This is a genomic window from Arthrobacter sp. 10T44 (assembly GCF_056393885.1).
This window is the reverse complement of record NZ_JBFTGT010000006.1, coordinates 201,826-225,762: the sequence shown is the minus strand read 5'-3', so window position 1 is coordinate 225,762 and position 23,937 is coordinate 201,826. Positions and strand designations below refer to the sequence as shown.

The 23,937-nt window shown below is 68.8% G+C and carries 18 protein-coding genes; 10 read left to right on the top strand and 8 right to left on the bottom strand.

Annotated features, from left to right (window positions below; all coding sequences use genetic code 11):
* From AC1DBL_RS12380 to cysC, 3 genes are all read left to right on the top strand, one after another.
* A partial coding sequence (locus tag AC1DBL_RS12380) for a hypothetical protein (RefSeq protein ID WP_476926224.1) occupies positions 1 to 285 on the top strand: 285 nt, incomplete at its 5' end.
* Between the two features lie 202 nt (positions 286 to 487).
* Positions 488 to 1,459, top strand: coding sequence for a sulfite exporter TauE/SafE family protein (locus tag AC1DBL_RS12375; RefSeq protein ID WP_476926223.1), 972 nt, complete (start codon positions 488 to 490; stop codon positions 1,457 to 1,459).
* A 2-nt stretch (positions 1,460 to 1,461) separates the two neighbouring features.
* Positions 1,462 to 2,772, top strand: coding sequence for an adenylyl-sulfate kinase (cysC, locus tag AC1DBL_RS12370; protein ID WP_476926222.1), 1,311 nt, complete (start codon positions 1,462 to 1,464; stop codon positions 2,770 to 2,772).
* 113 nt (positions 2,773 to 2,885) lie between these two features.
* Here cysC and AC1DBL_RS12365 read toward each other — a convergent pair whose 3' ends face one another.
* The 5 genes from AC1DBL_RS12365 to AC1DBL_RS12345 all read right to left on the bottom strand — a co-directional run bounded on the left by AC1DBL_RS12365 (position 2,886) and on the right by AC1DBL_RS12345 (position 12,144).
* Positions 2,886 to 5,573, bottom strand: a complete 2,688-nt coding sequence (locus AC1DBL_RS12365; RefSeq protein WP_476926221.1) for a helix-turn-helix transcriptional regulator — start codon at positions 5,571 to 5,573, stop codon at positions 2,886 to 2,888.
* Between the two features lie 13 nt (positions 5,574 to 5,586).
* Positions 5,587 to 8,316 (bottom strand): helix-turn-helix transcriptional regulator, encoded by a 2,730-nt coding sequence (locus tag AC1DBL_RS12360; RefSeq protein WP_476926220.1) that lies wholly within the window; start codon positions 8,314 to 8,316, stop codon positions 5,587 to 5,589.
* Between the two features lie 290 nt (positions 8,317 to 8,606).
* Positions 8,607 to 9,239: a GNAT family N-acetyltransferase gene (locus AC1DBL_RS12355; protein WP_441418741.1), complete on the bottom strand. Its 633-nt coding sequence runs from the start codon at positions 9,237 to 9,239 to the stop codon at positions 8,607 to 8,609.
* A 186-nt stretch (positions 9,240 to 9,425) separates the two neighbouring features.
* Positions 9,426 to 11,597: a 4-alpha-glucanotransferase gene (malQ, locus tag AC1DBL_RS12350; RefSeq protein WP_476926219.1), complete on the bottom strand. Its 2,172-nt coding sequence runs from the start codon at positions 11,595 to 11,597 to the stop codon at positions 9,426 to 9,428.
* 7 nt (positions 11,598 to 11,604) lie between these two features.
* A complete protein-coding gene (locus AC1DBL_RS12345; protein WP_476926218.1) occupies positions 11,605 to 12,144 on the bottom strand; it encodes a hemerythrin domain-containing protein in 540 nt (179 codons plus the stop codon).
* Between the two features lie 178 nt (positions 12,145 to 12,322).
* On the opposite strand from AC1DBL_RS12345, the gene AC1DBL_RS12340 reads away from it, so the two are divergent.
* The 5 genes from AC1DBL_RS12340 (at position 12,323) to AC1DBL_RS12320 (ending at position 17,120) form a co-directional block, all read left to right on the top strand.
* Positions 12,323 to 12,676, top strand: coding sequence for a TraR/DksA family transcriptional regulator (locus AC1DBL_RS12340; protein WP_476926217.1), 354 nt, complete (start codon positions 12,323 to 12,325; stop codon positions 12,674 to 12,676).
* A gap of 23 nt (positions 12,677 to 12,699) precedes the next feature.
* Entirely contained in the window at positions 12,700 to 13,500 is an 801-nt protein-coding gene (locus AC1DBL_RS12335; RefSeq protein WP_476926216.1) for a M50 family metallopeptidase, read from the top strand.
* Between the two features lie 86 nt (positions 13,501 to 13,586).
* Positions 13,587 to 14,654, top strand: a complete 1,068-nt coding sequence (locus AC1DBL_RS12330) for a glutathione S-transferase family protein (RefSeq protein ID WP_476926215.1) — start codon at positions 13,587 to 13,589, stop codon at positions 14,652 to 14,654.
* 47 nt (positions 14,655 to 14,701) lie between these two features.
* Positions 14,702 to 15,862 carry a serine hydrolase domain-containing protein gene (locus tag AC1DBL_RS12325; RefSeq protein ID WP_476926214.1) on the top strand — a complete coding sequence of 387 codons (1,161 nt, stop codon included), beginning with the start codon at positions 14,702 to 14,704 and terminating at the stop codon, positions 15,860 to 15,862.
* A 49-nt stretch (positions 15,863 to 15,911) separates the two neighbouring features.
* The gene (locus tag AC1DBL_RS12320; protein WP_476892551.1) at positions 15,912 to 17,120 is read left to right on the top strand and encodes an FUSC family protein; all 1,209 of its coding nucleotides are present in this window, start codon (positions 15,912 to 15,914) and stop codon (positions 17,118 to 17,120) included.
* 91 nt (positions 17,121 to 17,211) lie between these two features.
* Here AC1DBL_RS12320 and AC1DBL_RS12315 read toward each other — a convergent pair whose 3' ends face one another.
* From AC1DBL_RS12315 to AC1DBL_RS12305, 3 genes are read right to left on the bottom strand one after another with little or no spacing between them, the layout of a single operon-like run.
* Positions 17,212 to 18,126: a MaoC family dehydratase gene (locus AC1DBL_RS12315; RefSeq protein ID WP_476892552.1), complete on the bottom strand. Its 915-nt coding sequence runs from the start codon at positions 18,124 to 18,126 to the stop codon at positions 17,212 to 17,214.
* Positions 18,123 to 19,463 carry a 3-oxoacyl-ACP reductase gene (locus tag AC1DBL_RS12310; RefSeq protein WP_476926213.1) on the bottom strand — a complete coding sequence of 447 codons (1,341 nt, stop codon included), beginning with the start codon at positions 19,461 to 19,463 and terminating at the stop codon, positions 18,123 to 18,125. Before AC1DBL_RS12310 ends, AC1DBL_RS12315 begins: the two co-directional genes overlap by 4 nt.
* 9 nt (positions 19,464 to 19,472) lie before the next feature.
* Entirely contained in the window at positions 19,473 to 20,840 is a 1,368-nt protein-coding gene (locus AC1DBL_RS12305; RefSeq protein WP_476926212.1) for an acetyl-CoA C-acetyltransferase, read from the bottom strand.
* A gap of 62 nt (positions 20,841 to 20,902) precedes the next feature.
* Here AC1DBL_RS12305 and AC1DBL_RS12300 point away from each other — a divergent pair, with 62 nt between their 5' ends.
* Both AC1DBL_RS12300 and AC1DBL_RS12295 read left to right on the top strand, forming a co-directional pair.
* Positions 20,903 to 21,643 carry a TetR family transcriptional regulator gene (locus AC1DBL_RS12300; protein ID WP_476892555.1) on the top strand — a complete coding sequence of 247 codons (741 nt, stop codon included), beginning with the start codon at positions 20,903 to 20,905 and terminating at the stop codon, positions 21,641 to 21,643.
* Positions 21,644 to 21,740: 97 nt separating this feature from the next.
* On the top strand, positions 21,741 to 23,900 hold the full coding sequence (locus AC1DBL_RS12295) for an acyl-CoA dehydrogenase family protein (RefSeq protein WP_476926211.1): 2,160 nt from the start codon (positions 21,741 to 21,743) through the stop codon (positions 23,898 to 23,900).
* Positions 23,901 to 23,937: the final 37 nt, after the last annotated feature.

The window sequence follows — 23,937 nt, the reverse complement described above, 5'->3', positions numbered from 1 at the left end:
ACCGCGCTCAAACTCACCACCGTCGCCGACGACGGCGTCGTCATCTACGTCAACGGCACCGAAGTCGGCCGCACCCGCATGCCCACCGGCACTGTCACCATCAACACCTACGCCACCGCAGCAATCCCCACCTCCAACGCCAACGCCGCCCCGGTCACCTTCAACGTCCCACTCTCCCTGCTGGTCAACGGAACCAACACCATCGCCGCCGAAACCCACCTGAACTACCACGCAACCAAAGACATCAGCTTCGACCTCACCGCAACAACCACCACCAGCGGCTAGCGGAGTGAATGCCGTGCCGGCGGCGGCCTTGCCCGTCGATCGGCCGTCCGTCAGGACTGCGGCGGGGTTGCGGCGGGGGCGCTTCGCGCCTGACCACGCGGCATCGGACCTGGTTACACTGTCTGCCCGGCCCCGGTGACTACTCTCGGAGGCACCGAACTACCTGTTTGTCCGGTGCGTCCTCGGTGGCAGGATCTGGGCCATGGACCTGAACTTGGCGTTGACCGCTTTCGGTGTAGCCATCGTCGTTGGACTGACAGGTATGGGCGGCGGCGCCCTGATGACCCCCGCACTGGTGCTGTTCTTTGGCGTTCCCCCGCTCGCCGCGGTCTCCAGCGACCTCGTCGCCAGCGCCGTCATGAAGCCGGTGGGCTCCCTGGTACACCTGCGGCGCCGGACGGTGAACTTGGACGTGGTCAAGTGGCTGGCAGTGGGTTCGGTGCCCTCAGCCTTCTGCGGCGTGCTGGTCCTCAAATGGCTGGGCCCCGGCGAGGACGTCCAGCAGAGCGTCAAAACGGCGCTCGGCTTCGCTCTGCTCTTGAGCGCCATCCTGTTGGTGGTGCGGGCCTACCTCCGGCTTGCCGAGCGCGCACGCAGCGCGGACGGACGCGGAGCCGAGCTGCCCACAGAGCGGCCGCAGGTGGCGGTCCGGGTTCTGCCCACCGTCCTTTTGGGCATTCTGGGCGGCATTGTGGTGGGCATGACGTCCGTCGGAAGCGGATCCTTGATCATCATCGGGCTCATGCTCATCTACCCAGGGCTCAAGGCCAACCAGCTGGTCGGCACCGATCTCTTGCAGGCCGTTCCCCTGGTCTTCGCTGCGGCCGTGGGGCACACGCTCTTCGGCGATCTGAACCTCGGCCTGACCCTGCCCTTAGTGTTGGGCAGCATCCCCGGCGTCTACCTCGGGGCCATGCTGTCCTCCCGTCTCTCGGGCGGCTTCGTGCGCCGGGCGTTGGCCTTTGTGCTGCTGGCCTCGGCGCTAAAGATGCTCTCCGTCCCGGACCCGGTAACAGCAGGGATTCTGGTGGCCGCCTTGCTGGTGGCGCCCCTGGCATGGATGTATCTGCGCCGGCAGAAGGGTTTCCCGGCGCTGGCCACCGTGGAAAGCAAACGTCGGCGCGAGGCAGCCGCCTTGTTAAACTCAACGAGCGGAATCAGGGGGACACTGTGAGCTTGCTCTTCGGTTCTGAACCATCACACGTTCTGACCGGCGCCCGGCTCGATGAGCTGGAACTCCTGCTGGGCGGCCTGTACGGCCCGGCGGACGGCTATGCCCTGCCCTCCAACATTCCACCGGAATGGCCCTGGCCGTTTACGCTCTCGGTGCCCGCCGCCGTCGGCCAACAGGCGGTGGACTGCAGCGCCCTGCTGATCACGGATCCGGATGGCACACCGCTGGCCAGATTGACCGTATCCGCCGGCCAGGGCGCGGGAAACGGCACCATGCACCTTGCCGGCCGGCTGGAAGCCCTTCAGCCCGCCGAGCACCCGCCCATGCGCCGGCTGCGTCTGACGCGGCCCCTCACCGGACCGGGACAGGACACGGATCCGAGCCTGGTGGCGGCGTTCGACCGGCTGCCGGAGCCTGCCCAGCTCGCCGAAGCGATGGGTATGGCAATCCGCCATCACGCCAGGTTGTGGCTTGTCGCGGTTGCCGGCTGCCAGGAGCACGGAAACTATACGGTCCTGGAACTGCTTTCCGTCCTTGAACGCTGCACGGAGCAGCTGGTTGGAGCCCGGACCGGACTGCTGGTCCTGCCCGCGTTCGAGGGTGCGTCCGGCGCCCGGGACCGGACCCTGCGCGACTACGTGCTGCTCCGGCTGGGCGCCTCCATCCTGCTCAACTACACCTCCGATGCGGGGGCCGCGGCCAGTGCAGCGCCGAGGCGGCGTGCCGCCGCCGCTCCCGAACCGCTGGCAGCAGGCACCCCACCGCTGGGTGCTGTCGTTTTCCTGACGGGCCTGTCCGGTTCCGGGAAATCTACAATCGCCCGCGCACTGGCGGAACGGCTGCAGCGGGCAGACTCCCGCCCCGTCACGCTGCTGGACGGCGACGACGTGCGCAGGCTCCTGTCTTCGGGTCTTGGCTTCAGCCGGCAGGACCGGGATCTCAACGTCCGCCGGCTCGGGTGGGTCGCCTCCCTGGTTTCCAAGTCCGGCGGAGTTGCCGTCTGCGCTCCGATCGCGCCGTTCGAGTCGACCCGTCAGGAGGTCCGGGCGATGGCCGAGACTGTCGGCTCGTTTGTCTTGGTGCACGTGGCCACGTCGCTGGAGGTATGCGAAGCGCGGGACCGAAAGGGACTGTACGCACGGGCCCGGGCCGGTGACATACCGGACTTCACCGGGATCGGCTCTCCGTATGAACCGCCGCTCGACGCCGATCTGGTGCTTGATACCGGCACCACCTCGGTGGACGAGGCGGTCGATGTGATTTTGGCAGCGATGGGCGTCGGGGCCAGGGAACTGGTGGAACTCAGCCAGTGAAGACGGCGCGTGGCGGTTGAGCGAGGAAATCTGCCGTAAGCCAGGACATTCCTGTTGGCCTGGTCATGGAGGCAGGTCAGTAGCCCAACCACCGTTCCTGTTCTCCCCGGTCCTCAGCGGGGACTGAGCGCGTCGCTTCGCACAGCCATCAAGTCACAACTCGTCAGGTCTTCGCGGCGGTTGATGCCGAGCTTGCTGAAGATCCGGTAGAGGTGTCCTTCAACAGTGCGGACCGACAGTGAGGCGAGCTGGGCAATTTCGCGGTTGCTGTTGCCGTTGATCACCATCGTGACTACTTCGCGTTCCCTGGGCGTCAGGGAGGTGGCGTCATCGGTGCCGAACAAGGACAGGGTGCTGATTCCCGCCAGCTCCCTGCGCCTGAGCTGAAGCAACTGGGCCACGGCGCGAACGCGCTTGCGGTCCCCGCTGCCGTTCAGGAACCAGACGGCCTTGCCAAGGCATTCCGCCGCCAGCAGGTGGTACCGCAGTTCCTGTGCCCTTTCGCTGGCCGCGATCAGCTGCTCAGCGTCACGCTGAAGAAGGGCCCGCGCGTAGGCATTGAGGCACTCGGCCTCCGGGCCTTCGCCGTGATCCGTCAGTTCCACCAGCCGCGGCAAGTGGCCGCTGTCGCCGAGCCGAAGCGCCAGTTCTCGGGCATCCCGCTCCGCCGCGAGCAGTCCCATGCCTCGGGCCCGATCAGCCAGCACTGACAGCTCCCGGACGCCGTTAGCTGCTCCATGCAGACCCGCCCGCGCTGCCGCGACGTGGGCCTGCCCCATCAGCTGGAAGTGTGCGGACCCTCGATACGGGACCCGGTTGAAAGCCTCGCAGTAGCGGTCCACCACGTCGTTTTGCCCGAGCAGGGAAGCTGCATAGGCCGCCAAACCCAAGGCATACGGCAGGAGGTGGTCGAAGTCTGATTCAAAGAAGGCCTCAATGGTGACCGAAAGCCTGCCCAATGCGGTCACCATGTCGCCCTGTCTTAGCGCCGCCAGCCCTTCCACCAAGGACTGTCCCCCGCTGAAGTGCAACCCGCTGCGGAATCCGTGCCAGGGGGCCTCCGTAGGGGGCATGGCGACCAGGTTCCATCGTCCCAGGCGAACCAGTGCCAGCGAATGCTTGAAGCGTGCCAGCTCATACGCCCGGAACTGCGCCGTGGAACTTCCCCCCAGCAGCTGCAGGATTTCGCCGCTCGCCCGGAAGGCACTGTCCGGCCGACCGGTGGCGACCAGCAATTCAGCCCAGAGATAGAGAATCTTGGCGCGGGTAATCGGATCTGATCCGGTGTCGGCCAGCCGTTCGGCCAGCTCATCCTCGATCTCGGCGTAACGTCCCTCCAAGTGGAGCGCATGCAGAATCAGCAGCCGGCTACCGGCTGACTCGGCCGGTCCGGGCGTCAGGCTCCCTGCTCCCAGACGCTGCTCCGACGCGCGCCAGGAGGCGGCGATCTTCCTCAGTTCCAGGGTCTGCCCGCCCATGCCGAGATGCACGCGGGCGGCGAGGATGGATGCTGCCCCCGCCGTCGCGTGGTCCGCGGCGGAGTCGACGCAGTCCTGCAGCAGCGCCGCCGCGCGCGGAAGATCACCAAGATGGAAATGGGCGTCTGCCATTTGGACTTTCGCTGCCGCCCGGAACACTTCGCCATCGATCGCTCCGGCCGTTTGCAGCGCTACCATCGGCTCGAAATGCCGGTTGGCGCTGGCGGCTGCACCCAACAGCTGCTCGTCGGGAACCTCGGCTCCGCAGTCCAGGGACCAGCAGACCAACCGCGTCTGCATCTCCTCCGGCATCGTGCCGTCCACAACATCGAGCACGCGCGAGCGGATCATCATGCTGCGGGCCGGAGGAACAAGGGCGCGCACCACCTTTCCCAGCAGCGGGGAGGCCGACCGCACCAACCTTTGCGGCCCCCGGGCAATGGTGATGAGCCGGTCCTCTATCAGGGTGTCAACGTCCGAATCACTGGCGAGCCGGTGCAGCCAGGCCAGGGGCAGAGGCTCCGCGAGCGCGACCGTCTCAAGGATCTCCGTCTCGGCCGCAGACCTGCAGGCGAGCTGTTCCCGGACCAGATCCCTCAATTGCTGATCGACGCGCAGATGAAAGTTCTTCAGCATCCAGACGTGGTTACGCAGCACCAGTTCACCGGTGCGCTGGGCCTGGCGGATCAACGCGAGCAGAAGCAGGGGGTTTCCGCCTGCAATCCTGCATAAAGCGGTACTGGCGCTGTTGATAACCTCACCACCCAGCACCTGGCTACAGAGCTCGCGGGCCTGCGCATCGGTGAGCGGTGACAGGTCAAAGCGCCGCAGCAGCCCCTCGTTCCAGAGGGAAACAAAAGCTGCTGTCGGTCCCGGCTTTGGTCTGGAGAGCACCAGCAGCTTTACCAGGCCCATCAAGGCCAGTTGCGCCAGCACCCTGGAACTGTCTGCATCCAGGTTCCCGGCGTCTTCCACGATCACAAGCGCTGTGGGTTCCCCGGTTTCGAGCCGCCGGCTAAGCACCTTCTCCATGCGGCGGGGCACTGACGGCCACGGTTCGGACTCCGGCAAGGGGTATGAGCCCAGGTATGGAGCCAGCGCGCCGAAAGGGAGCTTCGTCATCGCCGCTGCGGGAAAGATCCAGAAGGGCTTGACCGCCGCGCCGAGCTGCCGGAGCACCGCCCCGGCCAACGCACTCTTTCCCAAGCCGGCGTCCCCCGCCAGCAGGACTCCTACCCGGTCAGGGTCCTGCAGCGCGGCCACCATTGAAGCTACCAGGTCGGAGCAGCCCACCAGGGCGCGGGGAAAGTCGTCGTTGTCCATGTCCGCCGGCCCCCTAGGCAAAGGTCATCTTCAGGTCGGCACGGCTGGAGACCTGAAGCTTTCCGTAGATCTGGTAAAGATGGCCCTCCACCGTCCGCACGGAAATGCACATTTTCGCGGCGATGGCCTTGTTGCTCTCACCCGCGGCCGCCCGCTGGGCTACCTCCTGTTCGCGCGCTGTGAGCGTCGGTCCGTCCTCCTCCGCCGGCAGGACGCCCATTTTCTGGACACTGCTGCTGATCCGGTGTCTGGCTGCCCGGGCCGCGGCCCGGTCCCCCGCCGCGTCGGCAACCTTCTGGGCCTCCCTGGCGGCGTCCCTGGCGAACAGGTCATCACCCATCCGGGCGGCGGCCTCAGCGGCCTCCAGCAGCACGGCGCTGTCCTGTTCCACAATGCCCGTTCCGAACAGGTGAGTGACGTCCGCGAACTGACCCTGGACGGCAGCTGACGCCGCGACCAGCCGGGGGGCAGCGCCCCGGCAGCCTTGGCGCACGGCAGCGCAGAGGAAGAGCAGTTCAGGGAGTTTCGCGCCGCGTCGGCGTTCCTCCTCGGCGCGTTCCAGCAGTCGCACGCCGGCCTTTTCTTTAGACGCCAGCTCGGCAGAGGCGAGCACCTGAAACAGCGAACGCACGCTCAAGGAGAGCTGAGAGGGGCAACGTCCGTCCAGCTCCACAGAGCGCAGATACTGGAGGGCTTTGTCGTTTTCCCTGAGCAAGGCGTAGCAGTAAGCGATCGTGGCACTGGCCAAAGCCTGCGCTCCGGACGTATCCAGCTGCCCCAGCTGACTATGTGCCGGCAACAGCCTTTCCAGCGCACGCTCCGCCCGGCCGCAGTACGCGTCAAGAGCCCCCTGGGCGAGTTGGTCCAATGCGACGGCGGCGACGGCGGCGATCCCGTCGCCGAACCGTCCCGCATCGGGGCTATGGCAAAGCTGGGGATCTGAGGCCGTCCCGAGGAAGACGCTTAACAGTGCCTGCTCCGCTGACCTGGCATTGACCGCCGCCAGCTCCTCCGCGGTGAAACGCATCTGCATGTCGTGGACAAGGGCCCGGGCCTCCGCATGGCGTCCCACAATCGTCCAGGCTTGCCATAGGAGCGTGGCAGCATGCACCTTATTGCCTTGGGTCGCGCATGCGGGATAGAGCCGGCTCAGCGCATCCGTCGCCTGCCGGTATCTGCCCTCGCCGAGGTCCAGTTCGGCCCTGGCCAGGGCGACGTCCTCCCGCAGCGCGGCGATACCGGCCGCGTCCTGGACAGAGGCGGCAGCGGCTCCGTTCAGCCTGGCTTCCACCCGGTCCAACGCGGCGCGGGCTTCCGGTCCGCGGCCTGGACGGGATGCGAGGACGGAACCGCGCACCAGCATCGCCTCAACCCAACAGCCCAACGCAAGGTCCATGGCGTCAAGGGCATCCGGCGACAAGAGCTGTTCGGCCTTTGCTGCGTCCCCCAAGGCTGCGTACGCCCGGCCCTGTTGGGCCAAAGCGGTGCCGCGTTCCTTCGGAGCCAGGAGCTCCACGAACCTCAGGGCCTGCTGCGGCTGACCTGCGAGATTGGCCAGCCGGGCAGCATGCCTGGCCTCCTGAGGGGACAAGGCCTCCCCACAGTCGAGGGCCCACCGGGCCAGCTCCAGGGTTTCCGTGGCCGACCTGTCAGTTGCTCGTTGGGTCTGTGCAGCGAGCCGTCGCAGCGTCCGGCTGCGGCCGTGGGGGACGCGTTGGCGGATCGCGCGCTCCGCCAACGGGTTCGAGAGTCGGACAAGGGGCCGCCGGTCGGTTGCCAGGTCGAGGCAGCCCCGCCGGGTGAGGGAGTCGAGGGCTTCGGCGCTGCACAGGCGCAGGAGGGTGTTCAATGGCATTCCGCCGCTGAGCGCCAGCAGCTCAAGGACCTGTTGCTCGGCCTCGGACTCCGGGTCGGCCCAGGCGCTGACGGCGTCCCGGGAGCATGCGCCGTACACGAATGTGCGGTTGGTCAGCACCCAGACGCCGGCGTCCTCAATGAAGGTGCCGGCGTCAATCTGATCGCGCAGGATCAGTTCGAGCGCCCGCGGATTGCCGCGGCTGGCCCTCCAGAAAGCCACTGCTGCGGCAGTTGAGACCTCGGCGGCGCAGAAGCTGCGCAGCCACTGGCTTGCCTCGGCGAGGCTGAAAGCGCCCACGTCTGTCCGACCGATGAGCCTGTCCTTCCACAGCGACACCAAGTCGCCCGGAGCCGCCAGCAGATCCTCTCCCGTGGCCAGCAGGCGAACGGTTCCATGGACGGTCAGTCGGTTGATGACGAGCGCGGCGAGCTCGTCCAGGCCTTCGGTGTTGTCCACAAACAGCACGATGTTGCGCCCCTTTGCCCGGTCCCGCAGCAACTGGGCAAGTCCGGCCACCACCTTTAGCGGATGTTCGGCGCATCCTTCGTCGAGGTCGTTGAGCAGCGATCCCAAGGCGCCATAGGGCGTCGACGCCGAGGTGGAACTGCCATTTACTTGCACCACAAGGTAACTGTCGTCCAGCCGCTCCAGCGCCTGGCGGGCCAGAAAGGTCTTGCCCACTCCCGGCGCCCCGACTACCACCGCGCCGCAGGAGCCGCCGGGTGAGCCGCGGCCGGTCAGGGAGCCCAGGATGTCCTCGACCAGGTCCTGCCGGCACCACGCGGGACGGGAAATCTGTTTAACCCCGTCCGGGGCATCGGAATCACGATTTTTAGGGTTGCCTGCGGCAACAGAAATTAAGACGGCAGCATTTGAATCGAACATGAGGCGAGACCTTCGTATTCAGTTGGAGACCCAGTAGCCCCAACCTACGAACGGCGCTGCGCAGGTACACGAGTAACGTGTACTCGATTTACCTGCCCCGGTCCTGACGGCGGACGGCAACGGTACTCAACCTCTTGGATCTACTACCTACCCGGCTCGTGACCGCCCTTCGGCGACGCCGCAAGTACCGTCACGCCTCTATCTCTGGCGCGCGGGGAGGAGGTGCCGGACATGGTGCTCCAGAATCTCGCCGGAGCCGTGAGCAAAGCGAGCGTCCCCCCGGCCCGGACCTAGACGGCGAGCAGCCCGGCGGGCCTCTGCCCGGACAGGGACGCCAGCGCGCGGGGACGCAGCTCCGGCCACTCCTCGGTCAGCAGCGACAGGATGACGAAGTCGCGCCAGACGCCGTCGGCGTTGCGGGAGGACCGGCGCCGGGTGCCTTCGGCCGTGAAGCCGAACCGGGCCAGCGAGGCCAGCGACCGCTGGTTGCGGCTGTCCACGTCGCATTCAACCCGTCCAGCCCCGCAGGAGAACAACCAGTCGAGCAGGGTGATCTTCACCTCGTGGTTCACCTTCGCTCCCCAGAGGTCCGGGTCCAGCACGGTCCGGCCGATCTTCACGCGCTCCGTCCTCTCGTCGTGTTCGGTGATGCCGGTGGTTCCGACGAAACGGGACTGTCCCAGCGGGAGCTGCTGGTACACCGAAAACACCTGCAGCCCCGCGAAACGGCGGTCCACGAACGCTGACAATTCGGCCTCACCCGCGGGCCGGGCCTCACTGTCACTAAAGCCTTGGGACCAGATCTCGTCGCGGGCCAGAAGGCGCGCCAGCGGCTCGACGTCGAGCGGTGTGAATGGTGCCAGGACGAACCTGCCGGTGGCCGTCTGAAGGGTCGGCAGGGTGTCGGGAAGGAGCAGCGCCATTGCGGCCTTTCTGGTGCGCGGTGAAGCGTGGGGAGTGGGTCGGCGGAAGCCGTATGTGTCCGCAAATTTTCGGCGGCAAGAGAAATTATCACCCCGATGCCTCAGTTCGCAACGACACGCTGGCCGCGGCTGTGCGGCAGCCGATCCGCAGCCGGTTCAGCCAGCTGCCGGCCGGCCACGAACGACTTATCCGCGGCGGTGGAAGGCCTGCTGGACCGTGCCGAGGAGCGAACGGAACCTTGCGTCCTGAGGCAGTTCCTCGATCAGCACGACGCCTTCCGGCCCGGCCAGTGGTATCCGCCAGTTGGGGTACTCCGTGCTGGTGCCGGGCTGGTTCTGCGTGCGGGTCTCCCCCACGGCGTCGACCAGCGCCACACCGAGCAACGACGACGGCGTGAGGGCGGTGAACGCGTACAGCGCCTCCACCGTGGCCTGCTCCCCGGCCTCCGCCGCTGCCGGCAGCAGCCCGCGCTCCCGGACGAGCTCCAGCACGGCTTCCTGCTCTGCGGCGTCGGCGGCGCGTTCTTCCGCGACCGGGCGCCGCAGCAGCCCGAGCGACTCGCGGAGCGTCACGTGCGCGCCGGCCAGGTAGCCTGCGGTAGGAGGCAGGTCGTGCGTGTTGACACTGGTGAGGCACTGCTGCCGGTAGCGTTCCGGCGCCAGCGGCCCGTCGCCGTCGTGCTCGAACCACAGGATCGAGGTGCCGAGGATGCCCCGTTCGGCCAGGTAGTCCCGGACCCAGGGTTCGAAAACGCCGAGGTCCTCGCCGATCACCACTGCCCCCGCGCGTTGGGCCTCGAGGGCCAGGATGCCGATCAGCGCTTCGTGGTCGTAGTACACGTACGTGCCCCCGCCCGGCCCGGCGCCCTCCGGGATCCACCAGAGGCGGAACAGGCCCAGGACATGGTCAACCCGGATCCCGCCGGCGTGGCGCAGCACGGTCCGCAGCATGTCCCGGTAGGGGGCGTAGCCGGCCTCGGCGAGCCGCCCCGGGTGCCACGGCGGCTGGGTCCAGTTCTGGCCCTGCTGGTTGAACATGTCCGGAGGCGCGCCAACCGTCACGCCGTGCGCGAGGACGCCGGACAGGGTCCAGGCGTCGGCGCCGCCGAGCTTCACCCCGACCGCAAGATCATGCACGACGCCGATGTCCATGCCGGCCCGCCGCGCGGCGTCCTGCGCCGATTCCAGTTGCTGGTCGCAAATCCACTGCAGCCAGCGGTGGAATTCGATCCGGTCCGCGAGCGCGGTCCGTTGGGCGGCGCAGTACCCGGTGTCCGGGGAGGCAGCGGCGTCCGCCCACTCGGGCGCCGAGGGGTCGAGGCTCTCTGCCAGGGCGCACCACAGCGCGAAGTCGTCGAGCCCCTGGCCCTGGTCCCGGCAGAAGTCGCTGAACCGGCGTGAACGGGAGGGTCCCCGCCGGACGCGGAACACCCGCTCAAGCACCGCCAGCTTTGCCTCGTAGCTGGAGTTGCGGTCCAGCAGGGACGCCTCCCGGTTGGCGGCCCGCAGGCGGGTCGCGAGGCTGTCCGCCTCGGCCAGCGCACCGGGCTCCAAGTAGGCGTATTCAGGGATATCCTCCACCCGGATGTACAGCGGGTTGAAGAAGCGCCGGGTGGCCGGCAGGTACGGCGAGTCCTCCACCGGCGGCCGGGGCTCCGCGGCGTGCAGCGGGTTGACCAGGATGAACCCCGCCCCTTCCGCCCCGGCAACGGCGGCCAGATCGGCCAGGTCCGCGAAGTCGCCGATCCCCCAGGAACGCGCTGATCGCACGGAGTAGAGCTGGGCCGTGAGTCCCCAGTTGCGGCGTGCCGCCAGGGCTGCAGTGGTCCGCAACCGCCCCGGAGTGACCACCAGCGGGCACTCTGCCGCGGTGCCGGCCGCGTCCGCCTGGATGGTGTGCCAGCCGATCGCCAGCCCCTCCGGGATGGCGAAGCTCGCGCGCCCGGTCAGGACGCCGTCGACCTCTTTTGGCTCCTCCCAGTCCTCCAGCTGCCGGACCTCGTGCCGGGCGCCATCCTCGGCGACGACCCGGACATTGACGTCGGTCCCGTGCGGGACGTGGACATCGAAGGATGCCGCTGCTCCCTCCCGCGCCACCACGACCGGCGGCAGGAACCGGCGCCAGGGGGCCAGCTCGGCTGCCTCCAGCGATCGCTTGATCTCCCCCGGACCGGCGGAGGCAACGCCCAGGGCGGTGAGGACCTGGCGAAGGGTGTCCGCGGCAACGGAGCGCTCCACCCCGTCCCAGCCCCAATAGGAGGTTCCCACCCCGTGGGCCGCTGCCAGTTCGCGCAGCAGCGCGTCGGCGTCGTCTGCCGTGGCGGGGTGGTGGTCAGCCGGTTCCGTGCCGTCCCTCATGGGCGCGTCAGCCGTTGTCCGCGCGCGCCGGCGGTTCGGCACCGTGGGCGGCATGGATGTGGGCCTCCCCCACCAGCTCGTGCAGGCCGGCGACGGAGGCGGCGAGGCTGAGACCGGGCGATTCGACAATGAACGGCATCAGCAGCCGGTTTTCTTTCTCCAGGTGCAGGGCGAAGACCTGTCCGATCGTGCCGGCGGCGACGGCGGCGTCCACTCCCTGGGCGGCGCGGAGGCGCTCCACGAGGCCGACTATCGCCTTGTGTTCGGCGAGCATACCTGCCACCAGCAGCCGTCCCTCCGGCATAGCCCCCGGTCCGCCGTACAGCGTGCCCTCCTCGGCAAGCGCATGCGGGACCAGTTCGGTCTCGCACCATTCGACCAGCACCTCGTGGGCCTCGTGCTCGGCTCCGGTGTCGCGGGACTTCACCGCATGGGTCAGGGCGGCAATCAGCGCCTCGAGCCGTTTGAGCATCCCCGCATGGTGCGTCTCCACGGCTGCGAGCGCCCCGGCTTCTTCCTCGGGTTTCTTGGGAACCGGCGTGTCCATGGCGTCTCCCTGGCTGGGCGGAACTCGGGTCCTGCTGAATCTGATCCAACTGTACGGCCGGCCCGGTTCCCGCGAACAGGCCTTTCGGCCCCGCATGCCGCCCGGACCTGCCGGCAGGGTCGGGGCGTTTTGGGGCGGTTTCGACGCTTCCCGGCCGGCCGCGCTAGCCTTGCACCCTATGATCGACGTCGAACGGTTCCGGATCCTACTCAGCCAGGAGCGCGAGCGGAAGCTTGCCCTGTTGCCCGCCCTGCGCAGGGACATCACGTCGGTGAATGCCGCCCGGCAGGATTCCAACGTCGACGACGAACACGATCCGGAGGGGGCGACGATCGCTTTCGAACTCTCCCAGGCCTCCGCGCTGCTGGAACAAAGCAGGGCCGGGCTCGCACAGATTGAAGCTGCGCTGGTCCGGATCGACGCAGGTAGCTACGGCATCTGCGAGGTGTGCGGCGGCCCGATTGCCGAGGGCCGGCTTGAGGCCAGGCCGTGGACGCCCTACTGCATCCGGCACAGCGCCGGCACGGCGTAACAGCGAAGGCGTAACAGTCCCCCATGAGCATTGAGTCAACTGCCCTCGCCACCGACGACCTGGCCGGAACGTGGTGGCACCGCATTGTGGACGGGTTCAGCCACGCACCCGCACCGGTGGTGACCGGAACCGAACTCCTGCTGGTGGTCGCCGTCGCCGTCGCACTCTCCCTGCCGCGCGCCAGCTGGCGGCACTTTGGCCTGCTCGCCACCGTGACGCACGAGCTGGGCCACGCCTTCGCCGCACTCATGACCGGCCAGCGGCTTGGCGGCATCAGGCTGAGCCTGGACCATTCCGGCACGACCACGAGCTACAGCCGCCGGCCCTTGGCCGCCGCCTGGTCGACATTCTGGGGCTATCCGGTCCCCGCCGTCGTCGGCGCCGCGATGGTCTGGTCAGGCTTCAACGGCTGGGGGCCGGCGGCGATGTCGGTCGGCACCCTCGTGTTGCTGCTTTCCTTCCTCTTCCTGCGCAACGGCGTCGGTGTACTGATCACCGCCGCGGCGGTCCTCGCCGCAGTGCTGCTGGTCCTCTTTGTCCCCGCGGTGTTTATTGGCCACGTGATGATCGGCTTGGGGCTGGCACTGCTGGTGGCTGCCGTCCGGGACCTGGGCAAGCTGGTGGCGGTGCATTCGCGGCACCGGAACCGGCTGTCGACGTCGGACGCGTACCTGCTTGCCCGCTCCACGCCCTTGCCGGCGTTTGTCTGGATCGGGCTGTTCGGCGTCGTGGTGGCGGCGGCCTGGTGGGTGGCATGGCAGCCGATGGCGCCGGTCGTCGCCGGCCTGGTCGGCCTCGTGGCCCAGGCTGCCCGGCTGGGCTGATCTGCTGGGCTGACCGGCTGGGCTGACCGGGGCCGGTGCGGCCGGTCAGGTGCGTCCGGCTGGCCTGCTGCGCATAGGCTGGGAGCATGAGTGAGACAACCACGAAATCGGACCAGGCCTTCAGCACGCGGGGCGCCTATGTCACCGGCGGTGCGGAGTTCAACCGGGACACCAACTACATCGAGGACCGGATCACCCGCGACGGCGCGCCCGGGGCCAACGGGGAGCCCGGCTGGCCCGTCGAACCCGGCCGTTACCGGCTGGTCGCGGCGCGCGCCTGCCCGTGGGCGAACCGGACCGTGATCGTGCGGCGCCTCCTCGGCCTCGAAGACGTGATCTCTCTCGGCCAGCCCGGCCCCACCCACGATGCACGCTCCTGGACCTTCGATCTGGATCCCGGCGGCAAGGACCCGGTCCTGGGCATCGAGCGGATCCAGGAGGCCTACTTCCGCCGTTTCCCGGACTATCCCCGCGGCATCACGGTCCCGGCGATCGTCGATGTGCCCAGCGGCGCCGTGGTCACCAACAACTTCCCGCAGATCACCCTGGACTTCTCCACCGAGTGGACGGAATTCCACCGCGACGGCGCCCCGGATCTTTACCCCGAAGCCCTCCGGGAGGAGATCGACGCCGTCAACAAGCGGGTCTTCACCGAGGTCAACAACGGCGTCTACCGCTGCGGTTTTGCCGGCTCCCAGGACGCCTACGACGCGGCCTACGACCGGCTTTGGACGGCGCTGGACTGGCTGGAAGAACGGCTCACCGGGCAGCGGTACCTGGTGGGCGACACGATCACCGAGGCGGACGTCCGGCTGTTCACCACGCTGGCACGCTTCGACGCCGTCTACCACGGGCACTTCAAGTGCAACCGCCAGAAGCTCAGCGAAATGCCGGCGCTGTGGGCCTACGCCCGGGACCTGTTCCAGACCCCCGGCTTCGGTGACACGACCGACTTCGTGCAGATCAAGCAGCACTATTACATCGTCCACGAGGACATCAACCCCACCGGGATCGTCCCGAAGGGTCCGGAGCTGGGCAACTGGCTCTCGGATCACGGCCGCGAGGCCCTCGGCGGCCGCCCCTTCGGCAACGGCACGCCGCCGGGTCCCGTCCGGGCCGGCGAAGAGGTTACCGCCGGACACGGCGCGGGCTAGGCACCGGCCGCGGCGGGCGGTGCAGACGGCGGCGCTAGGGTGGGGCAATGGAACTTTCCACCCAGCCACACTCCGGACCGGCGGCCGGACCGCAGCTTTCCGTCGGGACCGCCGCCCCGGCGTTTGCGGCCGTCCGTGAACTCTTCGACACATTCCTGGCAGAGGATCCTGAGTACAGTGCCCAGTTAGCGGTGTACCGCGGCGGCGTCAAGGTACTGGAGCTCAGCGGCGGTCCCGGGCTGGGCCCGGGCGACATCACAGGTACCTACTCGTGTTCCAAGGGGGCGGCAGCCTTCGTCATCGCCCTGCTGGTACAGGACGGGCTGCTGGACCTGGACGCGGCCGTGGCGTCCTACTGGCCCGAGTTCGCCGCGCACGGCAAGGACCGGCTCACCGTCCGCCAGGCACTCTCGCACCAGGCGGGCCTGCCGGGCATCGCCGGCGGCTTCGCGCTCGAGGAGTTCGCCATGCCGGAAGCCGCCCGCCGTCTGGCCGCCGCCGCCCCGCTGTGGCGCCCGGGACGCACCTTCGGCTATCACGCGCTGACCATCGGCATCCTGATGGAGGAACTGTGCAGGAGGGTCGCCGGAGCCCCGTTGCAGGAACTCTTTGACGAGCGCCTCCGCCGTCCCTTCGACATCGATTTCTTCCTGGGCCTGCCCGCCGAGGAGGAGGAGCGCTTCCGCGAGGTGTTGTACACCGAGGACCCCGATGGCTGGCTGGACCCGCTCAGCCTGGCGGGACTGAACAGCAACGCGCCGGTCAGCGGCATCATGGAGCTGCCCAACCACCGCGTCATCCGCGCAGGCGGCATGAGCAGCGCCGGCGGGATAGGCTCCGCGGAAGGACTCGCCCGGCTCTACGCCGCAGCCACCACCGGAGTCGACGGCGGTCCGGGCTTCCTGGCGCCCCGGACCATCGGACTGATGGCGGAGGAGCAGGTGTGGGGCCTTGACCGTTCCTCCGGACAGGACAACGCCTTCGGCGTGGTCTTCATGAAGCCGCACCCGGGGCGGGACTTCGGCAGCCACCTCGCTTTCGGCCACGAGGGCGCCAACGCGGCCCTGGGCTTCGCCGATCCCGGCTACGGAATCGGCTTCGGCTACGTGCCCAGGCGCAGCGAGGAAGGACGCACCAACGGAAAGGCCCAACGACTCTCGGCCGCGGTGCGGAAGGCCTGCGCGTCGACCCCGCTGGCATCCCCGTAGGGGTTCGTCCAGTTGTAGCAGCAACGCCGCGGCCCTAGGGTGAGCCGGGATGGCAAATGCAAAAGAACACGACGACGGCGGCACCCACCCCTCCTGGGCCCGCAGGCTCGCGCGCACCGTGGCCGGGAGCGTCTCTGCCGCCCTGCTGTGGCCCCGGCTGCAACTGGCCACGAAGGCGGCCATCGCGGCGGGCGTCGCGTTCTTCATCGCCCCGTTTATGCCCGGCTCCGCGGCTGACTACCCGTACTACGCGCCCCTGGGCGCCCTGGTCGCGATGTACGAAAACGTCTCCGGCTCCATGCGCCAGGGAGTCCAGACGCTGGTGGGCCTGGCCCTCGGCATCGGGCTCGCCTTTGCGCTGTTCAGCTTGGGAAACCCGACGCCGCTGTCGGTCGCGATCATGATGGGACTCGGCGTCATCCTCGCCGGCCTGCCGAAGATCGGTTCCGGCAGCGACTGGATCCCGACGGCGGCGCTGCTGGTGCTGCTGGTCGGCGGCCACAACCCGGACAAGTTCTCGTTCGGCTATCTCTTCCAAATGGGCGTCGGCGTCAGCGTCGGCATCGTGGTGAACCTGCTCGTCTTCCCGCCGCTGCACTTCAAAGCCGCCGCCCTCAGCCTGGCCGAGCTGCGGCTGGCCCTGGCCCAACAGCTCTGGGATATGGGCAAGGCGCTCCGCGAGAACTGGCCGCCGGAACACGAGGACTGGTCCCGCCGCTCCGAGGCGCTCGCGGGGCGCGCCCGCTCCGTGCGCGCTGCCGTGCAGAAAGCCGACGCAAGCCGGCAAGCCAATCCCCGCCGCCGGCTGCACCCGCGGGACGTCGAGGAGGACTACCGCAACCTGCGTGACCTGGAGCGGCTGACCTTCCATATCCAGGACGTCACCCAGGTACTCTCGGACGTCATCTGGGCCAAAGACACCCCCTTCGTGATTCCGGACGGGTATGCCGAGCCGCTCGCCGAAGCCATGACCATGGCGGGCGACGTGCTCCGGGCTGCGGAGGAGGAGGAACCGCAGCGGCAGGCCGAACTCGTCGAGGAGGCTGACGCGGCGGTCAAGACCTTCACCGCGCGAGTCGCCGCCGACGACCAGTCCGCCGGCGCCCCGAGCGCCGTCGAGTCAATCCTGCTGAGCCTGCACCGGATGCTGCGGGTAGTGAAGTCGGGTAACGCTGATTCCGGCGCCCCCAAGTCCAGTGACGCGAAGTCCAGCGACAGACATCGGGAACCGGACGCCTCCTCCGCCGGCACCAGCTAGCCGAACGGCACAGCCGCGGTCCCCGCCAGAACGACGACGGCGGCCGCCCCCGAATAGTCGGAGACGGCCGCCGTCGTTGTTTGGTGGCGCGCTATTTCAGCGACGCCACCGACCCGCTGAAGTGCTTGCGCCCCGAATGCGGGCTCCAGGCGACGTAGTCGGAGCGCAACCACGCGCCGTCGTCGCCCTGCACCGTGCTGATGTCTAGCGCGACCCGGGCCGGCAGGAACACCGGCGCCTCGAACGCCACGTCCCAGCTGAAGGCGTCGCCCTTGGCCGCGCCGACGTCGGCCAGCGCCCTGGAGGCAAGGTACATGCCGTGGGCGATGGAACGCCGCATGCCGAGGGCCTTGGCGCTGAGCACGCTGAGGTGGATCGGGTTGAAGTCACCGGAAACGGAGGCGTACGCCCGCCCGGTGTCCACGCCGAGCTGCCAGAGCGCCGTCGGGTTCGGGGCCCTGAAGCCATCGGGCGCGGCGGCCGCGGACGGCTTGTCGATGCCCGGGAGGAACACGCCCTTCGCGAGGTAGGTGGACACGCCGCGCCAACGGACGAAGTCCTCTCCGGCCCCGCGCACTTCAGCCACAAGGTCCAGCTGGGTGCCGGCCCGGTGGCCGCGCAGGTTTTCCGCCCAGGCCCGGATGTCCAGGGCTTCGGAGAACAGCACCGGAGCGCTCTGGACCACCTTGTTGGTGAGGTGGATCATCCCCAACAACGGCAACGGAAAGTCGTCCCGGTTCATCACGGACATGGACAGCGGGAACGCCAGGGCATGGATGAACCCGGCCGGCAGCACGTCGCTGGCGGTCTCCCCGATCAGGTGCTGGTAGGCCGTCAGGTTGGCGACCCCGGCCGTCACGCCGCGCACCTCATGGCTGCAGCCGGGCAGTTCCGTGCCCGCGTGCGTTCCCAGCACCCGCCGGCGCGCAGCGGTGGCGGCAGCGTTGACGTACAGCTTGGACAGCGACGGCATCTCGCCCAGGAGGACGGGCTGAGTACCACTCATGCGCCCACCAGGTTCTGCCCGCAGACACGCAGCACTTCGCCGGAAATGCCGCCGGCGGCGTCGCTGGCGAGGAAGGCGATCGCCTCCGCCACGTCCCCGGGCTGGCCGCCCTGCTGCAGCGAATTGAGCCGGCGGGCCACCTCGCGGGTGGCGAACGGGATCCGGGCCGTCATTTCGGTTTCGATGAAACCGGGAGCGACGGCGTTGATGGAGCCGCCGTGTGCTGCGAGCAGCGGCGCCGTGGCACGGACCATGCCCATCACGCCGCCCTTGGACGCTGCGTAGTTGGTCTGCCCGCGGTTGCCGGCGATGCCGCTGGTGGAGGCGACGGAGACGATCCGCGGCGAGTTCCGGAAGTGCTCGGAGGCCAGCAGCGCCTCGTTGATCCTCAGCTGCGCGGCGATGTTCACGGCAATCACCGAGCTCCAGCGGCCCTGGTCCATGTTGGCGAGCAGCTTGTCCCGGGTGATGCCGGCGTTGTGGATCAGGATGTCCAGGCCGCCGTGGCGCTCCACGGCGTGGTCGATGATGCGCTGCCCCGCGTCTTCCCGGCTGATGTCCAGTTGCAGGGCGGTACCGTGCACCTCGTTGGCGACCTTCGCCAGGTGGTCCCCGGCGGCCGGGATGTCGACGACGACGACCGTGGCGCCGTCGCGGTACAGCGTGCGGGCGATGGCCGCGCCGATCCCGCGGGCGGCTCCGGTCACGACCGCGACCTTCCCTGCCAGCGGCTTCTCGGCGTCGGCAGGCAACTGGCCGGCCTCGGAGGAGACCGTCAGGAACTGGCCGTCCACGAAAGCGGAGCGGCCGGAGAGGAAGAACCGGAGGGCCCCGAGGGCGCTGGGGCTCGTGGTCCGTGCGCCGTCGGCGAGCAGGATGCCGTTGCCGGTGGCGCCGGCGCGCAGTTCCTTCGCGAGCGAGCGCAGCAGGCCGTCCACGCCCTGCCGGGCCGCCGCCGTGGCCGGGTCCGTGGTCCCGGCGGCGGCGCGGGAAACGGTCACCACGCGGGCGTTCGCGGCGAGGTCCCGGAGCGAGGCCGCGGCGCTGAGCACGGGCTTTTCAAGGTCCTCGGGCCGCGCGGCCTCGTCCAGCACCAGGATGATCGCGCCGAGTTTTTCGCGCGGCGCGGCGTGGCGGCGGACGTCCAGGTTCCAGGACAACAGCGTAGCGGCGAGTTCGTCCGCCCCGCTGCCGGCTCCCTGGACCAGGACGGGTCCCTGCACCAGCGGCTGGCCCGGCCGGTGGCGGCGGAGCACCACGGGCTGCGGCAGCCCGAGCTTCTTGGCAATGTCCTTGCCCAGGCCCCGGCTCACGAATTGGGTGTATTTGTCAGTCATCCGGTCCCCCTAGTGTGCTTCGAGAATAGCGACGACGCCCTGGCCGCCGGCGGCGCAGATGGAGATGAGCCCGCGCGCCGGGCGGCCGTCGACCTGTCCCTTGTCATGCAGCATCTTCGCCAGCGAGGCGACGATGCGGCCGCCGGTCGCGGCGAACGGGTGCCCGGCGGCGAGCGAGGAACCGTTGACGTTGAGCTTGGCGCGGTCGACGCTGCCCAGGGCGCCGTCGAGGCCGAGCCGGGTGCGGCAGAATTCCTCGTCCTCCCATGCGGCGAGGGTGCTCAGCACAGTGCCGGCGAAGGCCTCGTGGATTTCGAAGAAGTCGATGTCCTCGAAGCCCAGGCCGTGGCGGGCCAGCAGCCGCGGGACAGCGAACGCGGGAGCCATCAGCAGGCCGTCCTTGCCGTGGACGAAGTCGACGGCGGCCGCCTCGCCGTCGAGTACCGTGGCCAGCTTGGGCAGGTCGTGCGCGTCGGCCCATTCCTCCGAGGCGAGCAGCACGGTGGAGGCGCCGTCGGTGAGCGGGGTGGAGTTGCCGGCTGTCATCGTTGCTTCGGCTCCCAGGTTCTTGCCGAAGACCGGCTTGAGACCCGCGAGCTTTTCGAGCGTGGTGTCGGGCCGCAGGTTGGAGTCCTTGCTGAGCCCGCGGTACGGGGTCAGGAGTTCATCGAAGAAGCCGGCGTCGTAAGCGGCGGCCAGGTTGCGGTGGCTGTTGTAGGCCAGCTCGTCCTGGGCTTCGCGGGTGATCTTCCACTGCGCCGTGGTGAGCGCCTGGTGCTCGCCCATGGACAGCCCGGTCCGGGGCTCCCCGGTGTTCGGGGCATCCGGGGCCAGGTCCTTCGGCCGGAGCCGGCTCAGCACCTGCAGCCGCTGCGGCAGGGTCTTGGCGCGGTTCAGGTCGAGCAGGATTTCACGCAGGCCCTCGCTCACGGCGATGGGGGCGTCAGAGGCGGAGTCGACGCCGCCGGCAATGGCGGAGTCGATCTGTCCCAGCTTGATCTTATTGGCGAGACCCAGGACGGTTTCGAGGCCGGTGGCGCACGCCTGCTGCAGGTCGTACGCGGGGGTTTCGGCTGAGAGCGCGGAACCGAGCACCGCTTCGCGGGTGAGGTTGAAGTCGCGGGAGTGCTTGAGCACGGCGCCGGCGGCAACCTCGCCGATCCGCTCGTCCTGCAGGCCGAAACGTGCGATCAGTCCGTCCAGCGCGGCGGTCAGCATGTCCTGGTTGGAGGACTTGGTGTAGGCGCCGCCGGTGCGGGCGAACGGGATGCGGTTGCCGCCGACCACAACGGCTTTGCGGAGTTGCGGCGCTGCGGCTGATCCTGCGCCCGGCGTGGTGTCCTTCGGTCCGGTCGCGGATGTTCCGTTTTCAGGCATGTGCTCTCTCCTTCGATCAAAGCGGATTACTGATACCCAGCGTACCTGATACGCTGGGTATCGTGAACATCCTGCAGGCGGAACCCCCCGGACCGGTCAGTGCCGGCATCAGTGCTGCGCGCAGCAACCCCGGCGACGCCTCGGGGAGCCCAGTCGATGGCCGGGCCTCCCGCTGGCAATCCCACCGGGAGGAACGGCGCCGGGAGCTGATCAAGTCCGCACGGAAGGCGGTCCACGCCCTGGGCAGCGAAGCCTCGATGGAGGACATCGCTGCAGCGGCCGGAACGTCCAAATCCGTCTTCTACCGCTACTTCGGAGACAAGGCCGGCCTCCAGCAGGCCGTGGGCGAAGTGGTCCTGAGCCAGATGCAACGGCGCATCCAGGAGGCCGCGCAGAGCGCCCAGACCCCGCGCGAAGGGCTCTACGCCATGGTGTCCGCCTACTTGCAGATGGCCGAGACCAGCCCGAACGTCTACACCTTCGTCACCCGCTACGCGCCCGGCGAGGCGGAGAGCCACAACGGCTCGATCGCCGCGGCCGGGGCGCTCGGCCACTTCTTCGCATCGATCAGCGAGATGATCGCGTTGCCCATGCGGAGCCAACTGCGTGCCGTCACCGGTAAGGAAGCCGTGATCGGCTACTGGCCCAACGCCGCGATCGGGCTGGTCCGGAACGCCGGGGAGCAGTGGCTGGCCAGCCCGGACTCCCCCGCCAAACCCGGCCAGGAAGCGATGGCCCGCCAGATCACCGACTGGCTCTGCTTCGGCATCGCACCCGAACTCCAAGATCCGCCGGCCCCGTAGCCGCGTACCAGCTCCAACACGACCAACTGCCAGAGCACCAAAGACCAGAACCACCAACGACCAGAACCGCAATGTCAGTGCCAACGAAGGAATCGACATGACTGAACTAGCCGACCGCCCCGCGGGCCACCCCACCTCCCCGGCCCCCGCGCCCCGGACCTGGCCCGCCGCAGCTTCCGCTGCCGGTGCCCCCGCCGTCGACGTCGCCGCCCTCGGCGAACAGCTGCTGGGCAAGTGGGCCGCGGTCCGCCGGCAGGCCCGGGACCTGGCCGGCCGCCCGGACCTGCACAAGACCGAGGGGCTCACCCACACCGAACACCGCCAGCGGGTCTTCGGCCAGCTCAAGATCCTGGTGGAGAACGGCGCCGTGCACCGGGCCTTCCCTGCGGAGGTAGGCGGCGCGGACGAACACGGCGGCAATGTCGCCGGCTTCCAGGAACTCGTCATTGCCGACCCCTCGCTGCAGATCAAGGCCGGCGTGCAGTGGGGCCTCTTCGGCTCCGCGGTGAACCACCTCGGCACCGAGGAACACCACCAGAAGTGGCTGCCGGGCATCATGAGCCTGGACATCCCCGGCTGCTTCGCCATGACCGAGACCGGCCACGGCTCGGACGTCGCCAGCATCGCCACCACCGCCACCTACGACGCCGCCACCGGCGAGTTCGTGGTGCACACGCCCTTCCGCGCGGCCTGGAAGGACTACATCGGCAACGCCGCCATCGACGGCCTGGCCGCCGTCGTCTTCGCACAGCTGATTACCAACGGCGTCAACCACGGCGTGCACGCGTTCTACATGGACCTGCGTGACCCGGAGACCAAGGAGTTCCTGCCCGGCATCGGCGGCGAGGACGACGGTGTCAAGGGCGGCCTGAACGGCATCGACAACGGCCGGCTGCACTTCACCCAGGTCAGGATCCCCCGGACGAACCTGCTCAACCGCTACGGGAACGTCGACGCTGACGGCACCTACACCTCGCCGATCGCCAGCCCTGGCCGCCGCTTCTTCACGATGCTCGGCACCCTGGTCCAGGGCCGCGTCTCCCTCGACGGCGCCGCCGTGACCGCGTCCAAGCTGGCCCTCAAGACCGCCATCCAGTACGCCTCCGAACGGCGCCAGTTCAACGCCTCCTCCGCCACAGACGAGGAGGTCCTGCTGGACTACCAGCGGCACCAGCGACGGCTGTTCACCCGGCTCGCCACCACCTATGCCGCCAGCTTCGCCAGCGAACAGCTGCTGCAGAAGTTCGACGACGTGTTCTCCGGCCGGAACGACACCGACGAGGACCGCCAGGACCTCGAGACCCTGGCCGCCGCGCTCAAGCCGCTCAGCACCTGGCATGCCCTCGACACCCTGCAGGAGTGCCGCGAAGCCTGCGGCGGCGCCGGCTTCCTGATCGAGAACCGGTTCGCTTCGCTGCGCGCCGACCTCGATGTCTACGCCACTTTTGAGGGCGACAACACCGTGCTGCTGCAGCTGGTCGCGAAGCGCCTGCTGGCGGACTACGCCAAGGAATTCCGCAACGTGGACTTCGGCGTGCTGGCGCGCTACGTCGTCGGGCAGGCCACCGGCGCCGCCATCCACCGGACCGGCCTGCGCGGCGTCGCCCAGTTCATGGCGGACTCCGGCTCGGTGCAGAAGGCCGCCAGTGCGATCAAGGACGAGGCAGGCCAGCGGGCCCTGTTGACCGAGCGCGTCCAGGCCATGGTGGCCGAGGTTGGATCGGCGCTCAAGGGCGCGAACAAGCTGCCGCAGCAGCAGGCCGCCGCGCTGTTCAACAGCCACCAGAACGAGCTCATCGAGGCGGCCCAGGCGCACGCCGAACTGCTGCAGTGGGAGGCCTTCACCGAGGCGCTGGGCAAGGTCGCCGACCCCGGCACGAAGGCGGTCCTGACCTGGCTGCGCGACCTCTTCGGACTGTCCCTGATCGAGAAGAACCTGTCCTGGTATCTGATGAACGGCCGTCTCTCGATGCAGCGCGCCCGCACCGTGGGCGAGTACATCAACCGGCTGCTCGTGAAGATCCGCCCGCATGCCCTGGACCTGGTGGACGCTTTCGGTTTCGGCCCGGAGCACCTCCGCGCAGCGATCGCCACCGGGGCGGAGAAGACCCGCCAGGACGAGGCCCGGGAGTTCTTCCGCCAGCAGCGTGCCAGCGGCCACGCCCCGGTTGACGAGAAGATCCTGCTGGCCCGCACGGCGCGCGAGGCGAAGGCCAAATCCGGGAAGGCCGCTTCCGGCAAGGCGCGGCGCGGCTAAGCAACAGCGCCGCTAAAAAGCAGCAGATCTCAAAAAC

Coding starts and splice junctions, on each gene's coding strand:
- AC1DBL_RS12375 (WP_476926223.1), top strand. CDS start 488: ATGGACCTGAACTTGGCGTTGACCGCTTTCGGTGTAGCCATCGTCGTT.
- AC1DBL_RS12365 (WP_476926221.1), bottom strand. CDS start 5,573: ATGGACAACGACGACTTTCCCCGCGCCCTGGTGGGCTGCTCCGACCTG.
- AC1DBL_RS12360 (WP_476926220.1), bottom strand. CDS start 8,316: ATGTTCGATTCAAATGCTGCCGTCTTAATTTCTGTTGCCGCAGGCAAC.
- AC1DBL_RS12355 (WP_441418741.1), bottom strand. CDS start 9,239: ATGGCGCTGCTCCTTCCCGACACCCTGCCGACCCTTCAGACGGCCACC.
- malQ (WP_476926219.1), bottom strand. CDS start 11,597: ATGAGGGACGGCACGGAACCGGCTGACCACCACCCCGCCACGGCAGAC.
- AC1DBL_RS12345 (WP_476926218.1), bottom strand. CDS start 12,144: ATGGACACGCCGGTTCCCAAGAAACCCGAGGAAGAAGCCGGGGCGCTC.
- AC1DBL_RS12340 (WP_476926217.1), top strand. CDS start 12,323: ATGATCGACGTCGAACGGTTCCGGATCCTACTCAGCCAGGAGCGCGAG.
- AC1DBL_RS12335 (WP_476926216.1), top strand. CDS start 12,700: ATGAGCATTGAGTCAACTGCCCTCGCCACCGACGACCTGGCCGGAACG.
- AC1DBL_RS12330 (WP_476926215.1), top strand. CDS start 13,587: ATGAGTGAGACAACCACGAAATCGGACCAGGCCTTCAGCACGCGGGGC.
- AC1DBL_RS12325 (WP_476926214.1), top strand. CDS start 14,702: ATGGAACTTTCCACCCAGCCACACTCCGGACCGGCGGCCGGACCGCAG.
- AC1DBL_RS12320 (WP_476892551.1), top strand. CDS start 15,912: ATGGCAAATGCAAAAGAACACGACGACGGCGGCACCCACCCCTCCTGG.
- AC1DBL_RS12315 (WP_476892552.1), bottom strand. CDS start 18,126: ATGAGTGGTACTCAGCCCGTCCTCCTGGGCGAGATGCCGTCGCTGTCC.
- AC1DBL_RS12310 (WP_476926213.1), bottom strand. CDS start 19,463: ATGACTGACAAATACACCCAATTCGTGAGCCGGGGCCTGGGCAAGGAC.
- AC1DBL_RS12305 (WP_476926212.1), bottom strand. CDS start 20,840: ATGCCTGAAAACGGAACATCCGCGACCGGACCGAAGGACACCACGCCG.
- AC1DBL_RS12295 (WP_476926211.1), top strand. CDS start 21,741: ATGACTGAACTAGCCGACCGCCCCGCGGGCCACCCCACCTCCCCGGCC.